11 protein-coding genes are annotated in these 17,649 nt (G+C 70.1%); 4 read left to right on the forward strand and 7 right to left on the reverse strand.

Annotated features, from left to right (window positions below; all coding sequences use genetic code 11):
- Position 1: 1 nt before the first annotated feature.
- From NDR87_RS15300 to NDR87_RS15320, 5 genes are all read right to left on the reverse strand, one after another.
- Positions 2–4,180, reverse strand: coding sequence for a TIGR02680 family protein (locus NDR87_RS15300; RefSeq protein WP_251913787.1), 4,179 nt, complete (start codon positions 4,178–4,180; stop codon positions 2–4).
- On the reverse strand, positions 4,180–5,547 hold the full coding sequence (locus NDR87_RS15305) for a TIGR02678 family protein (protein WP_251913786.1): 1,368 nt from the start codon (positions 5,545–5,547) through the stop codon (positions 4,180–4,182). The genes NDR87_RS15300 and NDR87_RS15305 overlap by 1 nt, the downstream gene beginning before the upstream one ends.
- Positions 5,547–7,049 carry a TIGR02677 family protein gene (locus tag NDR87_RS15310; RefSeq protein ID WP_286013612.1) on the reverse strand — a complete coding sequence of 501 codons (1,503 nt, stop codon included), beginning with the start codon at positions 7,047–7,049 and terminating at the stop codon, positions 5,547–5,549. Before NDR87_RS15310 ends, NDR87_RS15305 begins: the two co-directional genes overlap by 1 nt.
- A gap of 135 nt (positions 7,050–7,184) precedes the next feature.
- Positions 7,185–7,949, reverse strand: coding sequence for a DUF2127 domain-containing protein (locus NDR87_RS15315; protein WP_251913785.1), 765 nt, complete (start codon positions 7,947–7,949; stop codon positions 7,185–7,187).
- Between the two features lie 21 nt (positions 7,950–7,970).
- A complete protein-coding gene (locus NDR87_RS15320) occupies positions 7,971–9,164 on the reverse strand; it encodes an XRE family transcriptional regulator (protein ID WP_251913784.1) in 1,194 nt (397 codons plus the stop codon).
- Between the two features lie 246 nt (positions 9,165–9,410).
- On the opposite strand from NDR87_RS15320, the gene NDR87_RS15325 reads away from it, so the two are divergent.
- Positions 9,411–9,740 (forward strand): hypothetical protein, encoded by a 330-nt coding sequence (locus tag NDR87_RS15325; protein ID WP_251913783.1) that lies wholly within the window; start codon positions 9,411–9,413, stop codon positions 9,738–9,740.
- Between the two features lie 177 nt (positions 9,741–9,917).
- Here the strand turns inward: NDR87_RS15325 and NDR87_RS15330 are convergent, their stop codons facing one another.
- The gene (locus tag NDR87_RS15330) at positions 9,918–10,307 is read right to left on the reverse strand and encodes a hypothetical protein (RefSeq protein WP_251913782.1); all 390 of its coding nucleotides are present in this window, start codon (positions 10,305–10,307) and stop codon (positions 9,918–9,920) included.
- Between the two features lie 117 nt (positions 10,308–10,424).
- Positions 10,425–11,312, reverse strand: a complete 888-nt coding sequence (locus tag NDR87_RS15335) for a PAC2 family protein (RefSeq protein WP_251913781.1) — start codon at positions 11,310–11,312, stop codon at positions 10,425–10,427.
- Between the two features lie 209 nt (positions 11,313–11,521).
- Here NDR87_RS15335 and metH point away from each other — a divergent pair, with 209 nt between their 5' ends.
- The 3 genes from metH (at position 11,522) to NDR87_RS15350 (ending at position 17,551) form a co-directional block, all read left to right on the forward strand.
- A complete protein-coding gene (gene metH / locus NDR87_RS15340; RefSeq protein WP_251913780.1) occupies positions 11,522–15,100 on the forward strand; it encodes a methionine synthase in 3,579 nt (1,192 codons plus the stop codon).
- A gap of 75 nt (positions 15,101–15,175) precedes the next feature.
- Positions 15,176–16,843: a serine/threonine-protein kinase gene (locus tag NDR87_RS15345; protein WP_251913779.1), complete on the forward strand. Its 1,668-nt coding sequence runs from the start codon at positions 15,176–15,178 to the stop codon at positions 16,841–16,843.
- A 27-nt stretch (positions 16,844–16,870) separates the two neighbouring features.
- A complete protein-coding gene (locus tag NDR87_RS15350) occupies positions 16,871–17,551 on the forward strand; it encodes an HAD family phosphatase (protein ID WP_308212097.1) in 681 nt (226 codons plus the stop codon).
- Positions 17,552–17,649: the final 98 nt, after the last annotated feature.

The raw sequence follows: 17,649 nt of genomic DNA on the forward strand, positions 1-17,649 counted from the left end.
TTCAGGGGGTGAGCTCGAGCTCCTCGTCCATGGGGATGGCGCCCTCGATGGTGTGTGGGGTGCGGCGGCGGTTGGGGGAGCCCAGGGCCGTGGTGAGGTCGGTGCCGTCGTGTTCGGCGAGCAGATCCTTGGAGTCCCACACCAGCAGCGTCGCGCTGACGGTGTTCTCGGCCGCGGAGTGGGCCAGGTCGTAGTGCGCGCAGGCGGGGACGTGGTCGTAGGTGATCCACAGGTCGTAGCCGGTCATGAACAGGTCGAGGTCGAAATCGACCGACAGGCCCAGCAATTCGCTCTTGCCGTTGTCGTCTACGCCCGCGAACGCCTCGTCCAGCGCCAGCAGGCGCGGGGCCTGCGGATCGGCGGAGTCGAGCATGACGTGCGCGGCCGCGAACAGCGGCAGGTGCAGCGACACCGACTGCTCGCCGCCGGACAGGGCGCTGTGGCGGGCCACGGTCAGGCGGTCCTCGGTGCCGTCGGCGGTGACGATCGTGAAGGAGAACACCCGCCAGGTGCGGTAGTCCAGTGTGGTGGCGAGGATTTCGGGGTAGGAGCGCTCCGGGTGGGCCGCGCGCGCCGCGCGGATCTCGGCGGCGAAGTGCGCGCGGATGGTCGCCAGATCGTCGGGGGTGAGATCGGAGGCGTCGCGGTCGAGCAGTTTGCACACCGCGCGCGCCGATTCCGGCAGATTGTCGGCCAGCACCCAGTGCACGCCGATGGTATTGCCCGACGACATCCGCCGCTGTTTCATCTCGCTGCCCATGCGGGTGATGAGATCGCGTGCGTCGCAGGTGCGTTCGTGGATCTGCTGGGCCAGGCCGGTCAGCAGCGCATCCTCGAGGATGCGGCGTTCGGCGTCGGTGAGCAGCAGTTCCTGATCGGAGCGGGCGCGGGCGATGCGCTCGGCGAAGTCGGCCAGCGCGGCCACGCCCTGATCGTCGTGCACCTGCACCACCGTCAAACCGTCGGCGGCGTCCCACTGCAACCGGTAGTCCTGGCGGGCGGCGGCCAGGGCGGCGTCGAATTCCTGCAGCGCCGCGGTCACCGCGCTGCGGGTCGATTTGCGGGCCGCCTCCCCGGCGCGCACCGAAGCCGTTGCGGTGGACATACTCTCGAACAGCTCGTGCACCTCCTCGGGCAGCACTCGCGGCTCGGTGTCCGGGCCACCGGTCTCGATCCGGTACAGCAGCTGTTCGGGCGTGGACCAGGCCGCCTCGCTGCTGGGCCAGCGGCAGGTCTCGTCGGCGCCCAGCAGACTCAGCAGATCCGGGCGCGCGTACGGTGCGAGATGGCGCACGTCGGCGAGCAATTCGGTCAACGCGACGCCGAGCGCGTCGTACGCGGCGCGATAGGAACCCTCGGCGGTGCCCACGCCCTCGATGGCGTCGGCGGCGGCCTTGCGGGCCGACTTCTGTTCCGCGCGAGCGGCTTCGATGCGTTCGCGGGCCTGCTCCAGCTCGCGGTCGATATCGGCCGCGCCCGCGCCCAGCGCCTCGCGCAGCGTCTCCAGCTTGCGCAGCTGCTCCTCGTAGCCCGACCGCGCGGCCTCGGCCTCCTCGGCGAAGGCCTCGGCCAGGTCGCGGGCCTCGGCCAGCCGATCCTCGGCCTCCCGGGCGCGCTCGTGTTCGCGCAGCTGATCCCCGCGCAGCCGCAACAGCGCGGTTCCGGTGTTCTCGAAGTGGCGGATGGCCGCGGCCAGGGCGTCGAGTTCGGCCGGGTCCCGCGGCGCGTTGTGCGATGCGGCGACCGCGCGCACCTTCTTGTCGGCGGCGGTGTAGTCGGCGACGGCATGATCGAGATCCTTCTCGGCCTGCGCCGCGGCCTCCGAGCGCGACCGCAGCATGCCCGCGGCCTCGGCGACCGCGCGCAGTGCGGTGGTGACGGCGCTGGTGCGCGGCAATGCCTTGGTGGCGGCCGAGATTCGGGCCAGCTCCTCGGTCGCGGCCTGCTCCTCGGCGCGGGCGGCGGCCTCGGCCGCGGCGGCGGCCTCGATGGCCGTGGCGATCTCGGTCAGCCGCAGCTCGCGCCGCCGGGCGCGGGCGGTCGCGCCGATGAACTCGGCATGCGCCTTGGTGTGCCGCCCCAGCTGCACACCCTGGCGGTAGCGGCCGTCGGCGGTGACGGCCAGCGTCTGACCGTCGGTCACGCTGTCGCACACCGCGATCGAGGCCAGCACGTCGCCGACGCTCGTGACGCCGCAGTCGTCCTCGATCTCGAGCACATCGGCGAGTGTGCGACCGGACGGGCGCTGCTCTTTCGGCAGCGGCACCAGGAATTGATCCGAAGCATGATCGGGCACGTGATCGCTCACCCAGCCGTCGAGCAGATCGGCGGCCTGCAGCGCCGCCTCGATGCCCGCGGCCTGTTCGGGCGAGACGCTGTCGGCGAAGCGCACCAGCCGCCACAGCGGCGCACCCGCACGGCCCGCTCGGGAGTCGGTGCGGGCGGCGAAAGCCGGTGGTGCGTCATCCTTTTCGGCCGCCACCTGCTGCCGTTCGGTGCGCAACCCGGCGGCCCGGGCGACGGCCTGTTCGGCGGCCGCGCGGGCCTGCTGGCGGCGGGCGCGGATCTCGTCGGTGAGCGGTTCGGTGCGCTCGGTGAGCACCTCGGCCAGCGTCGGCGCATCGTCGGAACCGGTGTCGGCGAGGGCGGCGTCGAGCGCCTCGAACAGTCCCGTGCGCACCGGGGCCAGGATCTCCCGGTGCGTCTCCCACCAATCGCGCAGGGACGCCGCGGCATTCGAGCGTGCCAGGGTCACCGCCGCCTCGGCCTCGGCCAGCGCGGCCGCGGCGGCATCGCGCTGTTCGGTGGCGCGCTGGGCGGCCCGCTCGGCCCGGTTCCGGTCGGCCGCGGCCGTTTCCACCAGGGTCAGCGCCTGGCGGACCGCGCGGACATCGGCGTCGCGCTCCTCGACGTGACTGCGCACGGTGGTGGTGAGCTGTTCGGCGCGGGCCTGCTCCGGCAGTGTGGCCCAGGCGATTCCGGCCTCCTCGGCCGCGGCCCGCAGTTCGTCCTCGCCGCGCGCGAGCGCCCCCACCGCCGATTCGACCGCGGCGCGGGCGCGTTCGGCCTCGCCGGTGCGCTGTTCGACGGTCTGCTGCGCCTTGGTGGCCTTGTCCCGGTGCACGGCCGCGGAGGTCTCCAGGCGACGGACCGCGTCGGCCAGGTCGTCGAGCTGCTGTTTCCCCTCGTAGGCGCTGGAGCGCTGCAGCGTCTCGCGATCGGCGAGGGCCTGCTCGTAGGCGCGGTCGGCCTCCTCGGCGCGGATCTCGGCGGCGGCGCGCTCGGCCTCGCGGCGCTCGCGCAGCGCGGTCGCGGCGAACAGCGCGGTGCTCGCGTGGGTGACCGCGTCGAGTCGGGTGCGCACCTGATCCACATCCGACTTGGCCTGCACCCCAAGATATTTGCGGTACACGTCCACGAAGGTCCGGGTGGCCGAGTCGGCCTGCACCAGCCCCTCGAGGGTGCGCCCGACCTCCTCCATATCGCTGAACGAGCGCGCGGCATCGAGGATAAGCTGTTCGTCGAGCGGGCGCAGGCCGTCGGTGAGCGCCTGCGAGAGGCCGCGCGGATCGAGGTTCTTGGCCAGCTGCGGGCGGCGCAGCGTGAGGATGAGATTGATCAGCTGGTCGTAGCGCTGCAGGCCCAGCCCGAACATGCGCGCGTCGATGGCGGCGCGATAGTCGACCGGGCGATCGGTGATGGCGTCGGTGCCGATCTGCTCGGCCAGCTGTTTGCGGGTCAGCGGGCGGTCGTCGGAGCCGATCAGCGAGAAGTCCACGCCGACGCGGCCGTCGGCCACGAAGTACCAGCGGGTGACCTTGTCGTTGGAGCGGGTGGCCCGCATGCCGATGCCGACGGTGACGACCTCCGGCTCGGACCAGCGTCCGCGCGCGAACTCCATCCACACGTACGAGTACGCCGATTCCTGCTTGCGGTAGAGCAGATTCGACTTCATCGTCCGCTCCTCACCGGCGAACGGATTGAGCCGCCGCGGCTCGATGCGGCCGTCGAAGACGAACGGGAACAGCACCTCGAGCGCCTTGGTCTTGCCTGAGCCGTTGGGTCCGCGCAGCACCAGTCGGCCGTCGGCGAAGCAGAACTCCTGATCGCGGTAGTCCCACAGGTTGACGATCCCGGCCCGGGTGGGAACGAACCGCACGCCACCGTGAATGAGGTCCATCAGGTATCCCTTCCCACATGCGTTGCCGAGGCGAACAATTCGGTCTCCGCGCGGGTGCGCACGGTGACGACCGCGCCTCGGTAGCGGGCCAGCGCGGGGAGGATCAGCAGACCGTCGTCGAGCACCTCCACCAGTCGCAACCGCTCCAGCAGCGCGATCACCTCCTTGGTGAGTCCGGGGACATCGGCCTGCCACTGGGCGGCGAAGGTGGAACCGTAGCGGTGCGTGAGCGCCTGCACCGTCTCGGTGATCCAGGTCGAGTCGATGAACGGATGTTCGGGGATCTCCGGTTCCTCGATCGCTTCGACGGCCTCGTCCTCGGCGGCGGCCGGTTCGGCAACCGCCAGCGGAGCGAAGACCGTGGCCTGCGGAATCGCCTGATCCAGCTGGTCGATCAGCGCCGTGCCGGGCTCCGGGCGGGGCCGCCGCTGGACCGGATTGTCCAAATCCAGGACCAGATCGGCGATCTCGCCGACCAGCAGCAGCGCCACCTGGGCGAGGGTGCCGGTGCCGGGGAAACGCACATCCGACAGGCGGCCCGACACGTCGATCAGCGCGACGCCCTCGGCGCGCCGCTCGGCCCGCAGGCCGGTGAGCAGTTCCACCTCCGCGACCAGCTTCTCGGTGCCCAGCAGCGTGCGCTCGTCCTCGGTCAGCTCCTCGGCATACACCACCGGCAGCTCGACCAGCGCGCGGCGCACCCGGCGCGCGGCGGCGGCGCGCTGCTGCGGTGTGCCGGTGTCGGATTCGTCGGCGAGCAGGCCGCGTACGCTCCGCAGATGCTGGAGCACCCGGGGCGGGCGGAAGACGGCGAAGACCACCGACCGATCGATGTCGTAGAGCGCCTCCCCGGCCTCCGGATCGGCCGCCCAGCCGCCCGCATCGCCGTCGGCCAGCGTCAGCGCGCCGCGCGCGGCCAGCCAGGCGACCGCGTCGACGAAGGCATCGCGGTCGGCGGCCCGATCGGTGGACAGCTCCAGCCCGTCCACCCGGGTGGTGTAGGCGGCGACCTGATCGGCCAGCTCCGACAGGGTGATCTGATCGCCGGCGCGGCCCAGCGCGGCGAGCGCCAGGGCGAGGTAGGCGTAGCGGCGGCGATCGAAGACGCGTTCGGCGGGGGTGCGGGCCGGGCGGCCGGAATCCAGCCGGTCGACCACGGGGAACAGCCGGGCGGTGGTCTCGGTGACCTCGAGGCGGTAGCCGAGCAGCTCGGCGAGATCCTCGCGCAGCTCCGTCGCCCAGCGCCGAATCAGCGGCAACGCAATGCGATCCGGATAGGAGCGGGTGATCAGATGGTTGGCCAGGATCACCCGCGCCGCGCGCTGATAGCTGTCCAGGGCGAGGGAGTCGATCGTGCGGGCGTGCATCACGACCGCCCGGAAGACGTTCTGGCGCGCGGGTTTTCGCGCACGGACAGGCGTCGGTTGTTCAGATACAGCAGCCCCCGGGAGGTCCGCACCACGGTGGGGCCGTCGTGTGGGGAGACGGTGAGCGTCACGCCGCTGTCGGAACCCGTTGTGCCGCCGGTCCTTCCGCTCACCGGCACCCAGGCGGTGGACGCGGCGTCGAGCAGGCGCAGCAGCACCTCGGTCTCGCCGTCGTCGAGGACGCGCTCGTCCAGGTCGGCCGCGGCCAGTGAGCGCGCCGCCTCCGCGCGGCGGCGCTGGGCGTCGAGCTGGGCCTCGCGCAGCCGCCGCATTCCGGCATCGTTGCGCTGGATGCGCGACGGTGCGCCGGGGGAGGGCGGTCGGCCGGTCTCGGCGAGGGTGCGCGCGATCTCCAAGGGCGGTGCGTCCCACCAGGATCGGATCGGCGGGATCACATCGGCGTCGGGATGTTCCATCGACAGATGCCGCGGGCGGCCCAGCCCGAAGACGGCGTCGAACAGCGCGTGCGCGCTCTCGGCGCTGGGCGCGGCGGTGAACCAGCCCGCCAGATGCCGCAGCGCCGACTCCCGGCTCACCCCGCCCTTGCGGGTTTCGGTGACCCGGCGCAGCAGCGACAGCACCGCGGCGATCGCGCTCATCGTCGCCTCGCGCAGCCGTTCCGCCTCGGTGACCGAATTACCCTCGCCCGCAGCGACATCCGAGGCGGTGGCCACGAACCAGGCGCGCAGGCCCTGCCAGCGCGCCCGCCAGTCGGCCTCCCGCTCGGCCACGCCGAGCAGCACGCGTTCGTCGCAGGCGCCCGCGCGGGCGATGAGCTCGTCGACACCGGTGTCCTCGACCTCGGCGATGGCCGCGGCCAGCCGGGGCGCGAAGCGGGCCAGGTCCATGCTGAACTCGCGCATATGCGCCAGCAGCGCGTCCTTGTGAGCGAGGAAGGACTCCGGCGTCGCCTCGGTGGTGCGCACCAGATCGCCGAGCGTCAGATAGAAATGCGCGGCGCGATCGGCCAATTCGGACAGGGCGGTGTCCAGGCGGTTGAGGATGCGGTAGACCCGCTCGGCGTCGCCGGTCCGGTTGGCCCGCGCGAGGGCCTGCAGGTCCGCGAGCAGTTCGGGCAGCACCAGCCGCGACAGCGACGCCTCGTCCAGGCGCGCGCCCAGCACCTCGGTGACCGCCCGATATGCCTGATAGCCCGCCTGGGAGAACTGGTAGACGTAGTGGCGGTTGCGGTACTCGGCCAGCGTCGCGGCGCGGGTGCCGTCATAGCTTCGCTCCAGCACACCCCACTGGTGCAGCTGTTCGAGCAGCGGGCCGACCTCGGTCGCGGTCAGCCGGGGGGCCTCGGGGAACCGGGTCAGCGTTTCGGCGACATCGCTGGCGTGCAGCAGTACGACGTAGGCCGCGCGGGCGTGGTCGAAAGCGCGCAGCACCCACAGGTATTCACCGCGCTTCTCGGCGGTGGCGAAGGAGAACAACCGCAGTCGTTCCTCCACGGCGGCCGCGTCGAACCCGGCCGGTGCGAACGCGACGCGGCCGCGTTCGATGGCGGAACCATCGAACAGGGCGTCGGGCAGCAATCCTGCAGCGGACTCGGTCACCGGGAAGAGGGTAGCCGATCAGGCGGCGTTCTCCGCGACGGCCGCGCGCTCGACGGTGAGCAGGCTCTCCTCGCTGTGCTCGGCGTGGTAGGCGCGGCCGCCGCCGTTGAGCCCGAACAGCCGTTTCGACCAGAGCAGCCAGGCCACCGCCGCGACATTGATCAGCAGTGCGCCCAGTCGCACCACGGTGATCCGCTCGGTCAGCTCATAGATCTCGATCGGCAGGAAGACGCTGGTCGCGACGACCGCGAAGTATTCGCCCCAGCGCTGTACCAGCCACAGGCCGACGGCCTCGACGATCTCGATGGCGGCATAGGCGAGCAAACCGGCCGCGATCCAGGTGAGGGTGGTCGGCGAGAGGGTCCAGCCCTTCTCGATGAAGTGCACGATCTTCGAATTGTCCGGGTTCCAGCCGATCTGGTCGGCGAGCGGTCGGATCAGCGGCATGTCCTTGTCGAAGGCGGCCTTCAGCCGCTCCTGGGAGTTGCGCACCTTGAACACCCCGGCCGCGAGCGCGATGAACACCAGCCCGCGCAGCACCCGCTCCACCGCGAGCAGCCGCATGATGAACCGGTCGCGCAGCAGCCGCCCGCGCGGCACCTCCGGCGCCTCGTCGGCCGGTCCCCGCTGCCGCGGCGCCCCGACCACGAAGTTTCCACACCGCAGACACCGCCACGCCTCCCCGGCCGGTGTCGAAACATGCAGCCGCGCCGCCAGTTCCGCCTCGTCGGGCGCATAGGTCGCATGCCCCCGCCACGAACAACTCCGCAGGCTGAAGTCCATTCGACGGACACTAGCAACTACTCAGCTCGCGGCGAGGGAGCGCAACTGATCCAAATAATCCCGAGTGCGCGGATCGCCCGGGAAGCGCTCGATCATCTCCCGCGCCGCCTCGCCGGCGATCCACAGCAGCGACGGGAGCGAGCGCCGCTTGCCCGCGAAGGCGCGCATGCCCTCGTCGACGGCCAGTTCGAGATCGCGGCCGCGCACGGCGACCACGGCCAGGGTCAGTTGGGCCTCCGAGACGCGCATCGGTTTTCGGATGGTGCCGTCGGGGCCGGTGGAGGTGCGAATGACCTGGCGGGCATAGCTTTCGGCGAGCCGGTCGTCGCCCGCGACACGGCAGCAGTCCATGGCGTAGAAGTCGAATTTCTGCGGATCCACCACGAAGTGGTTGTCCAAATTGGCCGGATGGTCCAGCTTCTCCAGAATCGCCCGGCCCTGCCGCAGCGCGTTCTCCATGGCCGCCCGATCGCCGATGCGGGCCCACGCCTTGGCTTGCTGGGCGGCGAGTTGGACGCCGACGCCGAGCTCGCGGGCGGTGGCCAGCCCCGATTCGGCGGCATCGATCGCGCCTCGATAGTTGCCCTGGGTCAGCGCGAACCAGGCCGCCATTTCCGCGCCCCAGCCCTGGATTTCGGCGTGCTCGGCCTCCTGGCCCAGTGACAGCGCGGCGCGGCGGGTGGCCTCGGCGGTGGTGCGCCAGCCGAGGTCGTAGTCGACGCAGCCCACGAGTAAGGCCACCCAGCCCGCGAGTACGAGCACCTCGCGATGCTGGGCCAGGGTGAGCCGACCGTCCAGTAGGGATGTGATGCGGCGCAGCCACGCCGTGCCCTCGGAATGCAGTTCCAGCGGGTCGGCACAAGGGTATTCGCAGCACAGCCGCTCGGCGGTGATCCGGATGGCGTCCAGGGTCGCCGATGAGACGTCCGACATCCGCAGCCGCCCGATGAATTCCAGGGTGTCCATGCCGGTGGAGGAGAGCAGTTCGTCATCGCGGTTGGGCCGGGCCTTGGGGAAGAAGGCCGCGGTCACCGTATCGAAGGCGGCGGCGATGATGGGGGCGTAGAAGTCGTCCGGTCGCGATTCCCCGGACTCCCAGCGCCGCCAGTTGCGCAACAAGGTGCTGTCGGTCGGTAGGTTGTGAGAAGACTTGGCGCGCATGGCGCGAACGGCGTCGGCCTGTGACCAACCCCGAGCGTCACGCTCCGAACGCATCCGAACAGCCCAGACGGGTCGATCGTCACCAGCGGTCACCTCTGTAGTATCCCACCAGTTAACGCGAGATGGCCCGGATAGGGCACAAACATGTCCCCGTATTGACATCTGCAATTGCATCTGTGCGTGCTCCATACTGTTCAATGCACGACTTCGTTACAGCAGGAGCCCGATCGACCGATACCCCCGACCGGGCAATCCAAACAAGAGAACAGCGAATCAATCCACATCCCAACGGAGGTTCGGGTGGAAGCGTTGATCTATGGATACGTGCGTGACGACCTGGCCGACGGCCACACCGAGGAGCTGGAGGACGCCATGTGCAGCCTCGCGCGCTCGGCGGGGCTGTGCTTCGCCGCGACGTTCCATGAATCGACACCGGGTGACGGCACCGCGTTCGCGGAGCTGACCGCCGAGCTCAAGCGTGCCGAGGCCCATCACGTGGTGGTTCCGTCCCTCGATCACCTTGCCGGTCAGACCATTCCGCGCGACCTGCTGATCGCCAAGCTGGCCCATGAGGCCGCGGCTCGGGTCTGGACCGTCGAGCACTGCCCCGAGGCCGAAGCCGCGGGCTAGCCGCCGTGGCGAATCCGTCGGCCGAGCGCACCGGGGAGGTCCCTGGATCTGCGATGGCCCCGCATCGGTCGCATTTGGAAGAACCGACCGGTATTTAGCTGAATGATTGCTCTGAAGGTGGCAGATGGCATGTTTTCGGACGAAGCGGATGTCCGAATCAGCCGCGCCGCGGATTTCTCACTCGAACGCCCTGTCGGCCAGACGATTCCACGTCACTCGCCGACCGCGCGGTCGGATCGCGCGCGGGCGCGCGCCCGGACCGTCGAGCCCGACGTGCTCAGCAGCAGCGCCAGGTCCGGATGCAGGGAGTGCACCGACCGGTCGTGCCGGATCCAGCGGTGTCGGCACACCGCCGCCGGCGGTCGCCTCGATGACGACATCGGGATCGTATGTGCCCAAGCGCGTCTCGTCCGTCGCCTCGGTCAGCAGCACCACGCAGCCCGCGTTGAGCGCGCCGAGATAGGCCACCAGCGAACCGACGTCGTTGCGCGCCGCGAGCGCGACCAGGCGGCGGGGCCCGCCCCAGCCGGGCCGTGTAGTCCTCGACGAGCTCGGCGAGCCGCGCATAGGTGAGCACCCGGTCGCCGTCGTGGATGATCGCGGTCCGCTTGCCGAAGGCGCGTAGATGCGCGACGAGCAGGGGGGAACCACCAACTTGGTTTAGTGGAACCCAAGTTCGCGGCTCTACATCCCGAAACCGCCCGGCCGACCGCGTCGGCGCAGGTACTTCTCGAATTCCGCCGCGATGGCATCGCCGTCGATCTTGGCCATCGTCTCGTTCAGATCGATCGCCGCGTCCCCGCGCTCCTCGAGTGAGCGCACGTATTCGGTGACCTCCTCGTCGCCCGCGGTCATCTCGTCGACCGCGGCCTCCCAGTCCTCGGCCTGCGCGGGCAGCTCACCCAGCGGGACCTCGATATCGAGCACGTCCTCGACCCGGTGCAGCAGGGCGATGGTCGCCTTGGGGTTGGGTGGCTGGGAGACGTAGTGCGGGACCGCGGCCCAGAAGGAGATGGCGGGCACGCCCGCGCGCACGCAGGCGTCCTGCAGCACGCCGGTGATACCGGTCGGTCCCTCGTAGCGGGTCTGCTCGAGGTTGAAGCGCTCGGCCGCCTCCTTGCTGTAGGCGGTGCCGGTGACCGGGACGGGACGGGTGTGCGGGGTGTCGGCGAGCAGTGCGCCGAGGATGACAACCGTTGTGACCCGGAGCTGTTCGACCAGTTCGAGGATGTCGCCGCAGAAACTGCGCCACCGCATATTCGGCTCGATGCCGTGCAGCAGGACGATATCGCGCTCGCTGCCCGGCGGGGAGCACACCGACAGCGTCGTCGAGGGCCACTGGATCTCGCGGGTCACGCCGTCGACCTGGCGCACCGTGGGCCTGTTCACCTGGTAGTCGTAGTAGTCCTCGGAGTCCAGCTCGGCGAGGGGTTCGGCATCCCAGATCAGTTCCAGATGTTCGACGGCGCCGCTGGCGGCGTCGGCCGCGTCGTTCCAGCCTTCGAAGGCGGCGACGAGGACCGGATCGCGCAGCGTCGGCAGTTCCGGATCGGGTGTTGCACTGGGGTTCACTCGCACAGCCTACGGGGTTGGGGCCTTGCTGTTCACGGCATAAGCTCCGAACCTGCGTGTCGCCCCTGCCCTTCCGGTCGCCGCCGTACCGGCCGAATTCGGGCAAACGACCCGCGCCCGCGCAAGCGAATGTGGCGAGCACCACGTCCGGCCGCATGTGGACTGAGCTCCGGTCGGGATTGTGGGTGGCTCCCTTTACTCTTGAGTACATGTTTGTGTCCTCTCGCGCCGAGTTCGATACCACGCTGCTCGACACGTTGTCCCGGCGTGTCGTGATCGGTGACGGTGCGATGGGCACGATGCTGCAGGCCGCCGATCTGACGCTGGACGACTTCCGTGGTCTGGAGGGTTGTAACGAGATCCTCAACGAGACCCGCCCCGACGTGCTGCGCCATATTCACCGGGAGTACTTCGCGGCCGGTGCGGACGCGGTGGAGACCAATACCTTCGGCTGCAATCTGCCCAACCTGGCCGATTACGACATCGCCGACCGCATCCGGGATCTGTCCGAGCGCGGCACCCGGCTGGCGCGCGAGGTCGCCGACGAGATGGGGCCGACCGCGCACGGCACGCCCCGCTACGTGCTGGGGTCGATGGGGCCGGGTACCAAGCTGCCGACGCTGGGTCATGCCCCTTTCGCCGCCTTGCGCGATGCCTATGCCGAGGCGGCGCTGGGCATGCTCGACGGCGGGGCGGACGCCATTCTGATCGAGACCTGTCAGGACCTGCTGCAGGTCAAGGCCGCGGTGACCGGCAGCCGCCGGGCGATGGCCAAGGCGGGACGGCGGATCCCGATCATCACCCACGTCACGGTCGAGACCACCGGCACCATGCTGGTGGGATCGGAGATCGGCGCGGCGCTGACGGCGATCGAGCCGCTGGGCATCGATATGATCGGGCTCAACTGCGCCACCGGCCCGGACGAGATGAGCGAGCATCTGCGGCATCTGTCCAAGCACGCCCGGGTGCCGGTCTCGGTGATGCCGAACGCGGGCCTGCCGGTGCTGGGCGCCAACGGCGCGGTGTACCCGCTCACCCCCGAGGAGCTCGCGGTCGCGCTGCGCGGTTTCGTCACCGAGTTCGGGCTCGCCCTGGTCGGCGGCTGCTGCGGCACCACTCCCGAACACATCCGCCAGGTGGCCGAGGCGGTGGCCGAGGTGCGCCCCGCGCCCCGCGAGCCCGAGCACGAGCCCGCGGTGTCGAGCATGTACACCGCGGTGCCGTTCGAGCAGGACGCCTCGATCCTGATGATCGGCGAGCGCACGAATGCCAACGGCTCCAAGGCATTCCGCGAGGCGATGCTGGCCGGGGACTGGCAGAAGTGCCTGGACATCGCGAAGGATCAGACCCGCGACGGCGCGCACATGCTCGATCTGTGCGTGGACTACGTGGGCCGCGACGGCACCGCCGACATGTCCGAGCTGGCCTCGCGGCTGGCGACGTCGTCCACGCTGCCGATCATGCTCGACTCCACCGAGACCGCGGTGCTGCAGGCCGGGCTCGAGCATCTGGGCGGACGCTGCGCGGTCAACTCGGTGAACTACGAGGACGGCGACGGACCGGATTCGCGGTTCCAGCAGACCATGCGGCTGGTGGCCGAGCACGGCGCGGCGGTGGTCGCGCTGACCATCGACGAGGAGGGCCAGGCCCGCACGGCGGCCAAGAAGGTCGAGATCGCCGAGCGGCTGATCGCCGATATCACCGGCAACTGGGGGCTGGCCGAATCCGACATCATCATCGACACCCTGACCTTCACCCTCGGCACGGGCCAGGAGGAGTCGCGCCGCGACGGCATCGAGACCATCGAGGCCATCCGCGAGCTCAAGCGCCGCCATCCGGACGTGCAGACCACCCTGGGCCTGTCGAATATCTCCTTCGGCCTGAACCCGGCCGCGCGGCAGGTGCTGAACTCGGTGTTCATGCACGAGTGCGTGCAGGCGGGCCTGGATTCGGCGATCGTGCACGCCTCGAAGATCCTGCCGATGAGCCGGATTCCGGACGAGCAGCGCGAGACCGCGCTGGATCTGGTCTACGACCGCCGCACGGGCGACTACGACCCGCTGCAGAAGCTGATGGCCCTGTTCGAGGGCGTGTCCACCTCCTCGTCGAAGGCCTCGCGCGCCGAGGAGCTGGCGGCGCTGCCGCTGTTCGAGCGGCTGGAGCGGCGCATCGTCGACGGTGAGAAGGCCGGGATGGAGGCCGATCTCGACGAGGCGATGCGACAGGTGCCGCCGCTGCAGATCATCAACGAGACGCTGCTGTCGGGTATGAAAACCGTTGGCGAGCTGTTCGGTTCGGGTCAGATGCAGCTGCCGTTCGTGTTGCAGTCGGCCGAGACCATGAAGGCCGCGGTGGCCTATCTGGAACCGCATATGGAGGCCACCGACGACTCCGGCAAGGGCCGGATCGTGCTGGCCACGGTCAAGGGCGATGTGCACGACATCGGCAAGAACCTGGTCGACATCATCCTGTCCAACAACGGCTACGAGGTGGTCAACCTCGGGATCAAGCAGCCGATCACGGCGATCCTCGACGCCGCGGTGGACAAGAAGGCCGATGTGATCGGCATGTCCGGGCTGCTGGTGAAGTCGACCGTGGTGATGAAGGAGAACCTCGAGGAGATGAACTCCCGCGGGGTCTCCGATCAGTTCCCGGTGCTGCTGGGCGGTGCGGCGCTGACCCGCTCCTATGTCGAGAACGACCTCACCGAGGTGTACGAGGGCGATGTGCACTATGCGCGCGACGCCTTCGAGGGGCTGCGGCTGATGGACGACATCATGACCCGCAAGCGCGGCGGTGACGTCGATCCGGAATCGCCCGAGGCGGCCGCCGAACGGGCGAAGGCCGCCGAGCGCAAGGCGCGCCACGAGCGCTCCAAGCGCATCGCCGCCGAGCGACGCGCCAAGGAGGTGCCCGTCGAGGTGCCCGAGCGCTCGGATGTGGCCGCGGACCTGCCCGTGGCGGTGCCCCCCTTTTGGGGCACCCGCGTCGTGAAGGGCCTTGCGGTGCACGAGTATTCGGGTCTGCTCGACGAACGGGCGCTGTTCCTCGGGCAGTGGGGGCTGCGCGGGCAGCGCGGCGGCGACGGGCCCAGCTACGAGGAACTGGTGGAGACCGAGGGCCGTCCGCGGCTGCGGTACTGGCTGGATCGGCTCACCGCCGAGGGCGTGTTACAGCATGCCGCGCTTGTCTACGGGTATTTCCCGGCGGTCTCGCAGGGCGACGACGTGATCGTGCTCGCCGAGCCGAATCCCGAAGCGGCCGAGCGGTATCGGTTCACTTTCCCGCGCCAGCAACGCGACCGGTTCCTGTGCATCGCCGATTTCGTGCGTTCGCGCGAACTCGCCGTCGAGCGCGGCCAGGTCGATGTGCTGCCGTTCCAACTGGTCACCATGGGCCAGCCGATCGCTGATTTCGCGAACGAACTGTTCGCTCAGAACAATTACCGTGATTACCTCGAGGTGCACGGCATCGGTGTGCAGCTGACCGAGGCCCTGGCCGAATACTGGCACCGGCGCATCCGTGAAGAACTTGTGCTGGAAGGACATTCCGTCGCCGACGAGGACCCCTCCGACGTGCAGGAGTACTTCAAACTCGGATATCGTGGAGCCCGTTACTCTTTCGGCTACGGTGCCTGCCCCGACCTGGAGGATCGCGCCAAACTCGTGTCGCTGTTGGAATCCGAGCGCATCGGTGTGACATTGTCGGAGGAGTTGCAACTGCATCCGGAGCAGTCGACGGATGCGTTCGTCCTACTGCATCCGGAAGCGAAATACTTCAACGCGTAGGGTTTTCGAGATTTCCGGGCTTCACGCAGAGTGGCATGGCGGCTCGGCGTGTGAGCGCAGGAGGGGTACAACAACATGACGTCAGACCGGCTGATCGCGGGACGGTATCGACTGGGCGACCCCATCGGCACGGGGGCGATGGGTGTGGTCTGGCGAGCCAGCGACGTTCGGCTCAGACGGACGGTCGCGGTCAAGCAGCTGCTGCTGGCTCCCGGTCTGACGCGTTCGCAGGCGGTCGAGGCCAAGATGCGGGCCATGCGGGAGGGACGGATCGCCGCCCGGCTGCACCATCCGAACGCGGTCACCGTCTTCGACGTCGCCGAGGAGGACGGCCAGCCCTGGCTGGTCATGGAGTTCGTCGACGCGCCGAGTCTGGCCGCGCTCATGCGGGAGCAGGGTCCGATGGATCCGCAGCAGGTCGCCCGCATCGGCGCGAAGGTGGCCGCCGCGCTGGCCGCCGCCCACGACGCGGGCATCGTGCATCGGGATGTCAAACCCGCCAATATCCTGGTCGCCGACAACGGCACGGTGAAGATCACCGATTTCGGCATCTCGCGCGCGGTCGGTGATGTCACCGTCACCTCGACCGGCTTCCTCGCCGGAACCCCGGCGTATCTGTCGCCGGAGATCGCGCGCGGTGAGAATCCGGAACCCTCCTCGGACGTCTTCGCGCTGGGGTCCACGCTGTATGCGGCGGTGGAGGGTAAGCCGCCGTTCGGCGAGGGCGACAATCCGCTGGCCGTCCTGCATTCGGTGGCCCGCGCGCAGGTGCCCGAGCCCAAACGGGCCGGGGCGCTGGGTCCGGTGCTGATGGCGCTGCTGGCCGCCGAACCCGGCGACCGGCCGAGTATGCGCAAGGCGCAGGAGGAGCTCGAGGCCGTGGCCGAGGGCCGCGCCCCGACGATCGTCCCGGCCGCCACCAAGGTGCTGCCGGTGCCGACCGCGGCCGTGGACGCCGCCGCGGCGACGACGGTGCTGTCGTCCCCGCAGGGCACCGCGGCGCTGGGCAATGCCGATGCCCCGACCGTGCACGTGGCGACCGGTGGGGACGGCGGCGGCACCACACCCGCGGTGCCGCAGGCGAATTGGGGCGCACCGGCGCAACGCCGCCGGGTGGTGGCATTCGGCGCCGCGGGCGCGGCCGTGCTGGTGGTCGTGATCGGCATCGTCGCGGTCCTGCTGATCGGGAACAGGGGAGACGGGGGCGCACCGCCGAACGCCGGACCCCCGGTCCCGGCCGCCAGTAGCAGCGCTGAGCCCCCGGCCGCCGCGCCGGTGCAGGGGACGACCGCGAGTCCGGCGAACCCGACCACGACCACCCCGCCGAGCAGCAGCGCCGCCCCGTCGAGCACGCCCGCGGCCACCCCGTCGGCGCCCAGTACGCCGCCGCAGCCGAGCACCACCACCCCGCCCCCGGCGTCCACCTCGTTCGGCCCGCCGCGACCGGCCGATATCAGCGGGTTCATCTACAGTTACTACGGAAATCTGCCGGGCAATACGGGCGCGGCGTGGAATATGCTCTCGCCCGGCTACCAGGCCCAGACCGGCGGCTACCAGTCCTATTCGAGCTGGTGGGCGACGATCGCGTCGGTGAGGGTGGGCGGTGTGCAGACGACCGGCACGGGGGTCGCGAACGCGACGCTGACCTACCGCAAGAAGGACGGGACGGTCACCAGCGAGAATCGGTGGTTCCGGATCGATTCGGAGAACGGCCGGATGGTCATCACGGCCTCGGGCGCCTAGAGACGACAGCGAAGGGAAGTTCGGAGGGTGGAGTGGCGAGGGCGCGGCCCGGCGGCCGTGCTGTGGGATATGGACGGCACCCTGCTGGACTCGGAGAAGCTCTGGGATATCGCCATGCGCGAGCTGTCGGTCGAACTGGGCGGGGAGATGACCGACGCCACCCGGCACGCGCTGATCGGGGCCGCGGCCCCGGACGCGCTGCGAATCACCTTCGCGGGCCTGGGCATCGAGCCGACCGAGCGGCAACTGGCCGCGGCCGGAGAGTGGATGGAACGGCGCGTGGTCGAGCTGATGTCCGGTCCGATTCCGTGGCGTCCGGGCGCGCGCGAGGCCCTGGCGATGGTGCGGGCGGCCGGACTGGCCTCGGGGCTGGTGACCAATACCAAGCGGTCGGTAACCGAGCTGTGCCTGCAGACCCTCGGCAGGCGGTACTTCGACGTCACGGTCTGCGGTGACGAGGTGCCGCGCGGCAAGCCCGCGCCGGACCCCTATCTGCGCGGTGCCGAACTGCTCGGCGTCGCGCCGGAACACTGTGTGGCGGTGGAGGATTCGCCGACCGGTTCGGCGGCCGCCGCCGCGGCCGGTTGCGCCGTGCTGGTGGTGCCCTGTGAGGTCGCGGTGTCCGCGGGGCCGAGGCTGGTGCTGCGCGAGTCCCTGATCGGCCTCACGGTCGCGGACCTGCACGAGATCCACCGCGTCGCGCGCTGAGTTCGCGCCAGGGTGGCGGGGATCACAGAGCGCTCGACCGAGTTTGCGGCACAATCGCTGAAAGATGTCGCGACTTCGTTCGAAGGGGCGGTCCCATG

It is taken from the genome of Nocardia sp. CDC159 (assembly GCF_023740735.1).
GTDB classification, from domain to species: Bacteria; Actinomycetota; Actinomycetes; order Mycobacteriales; family Mycobacteriaceae; genus Nocardia; species Nocardia pulmonis.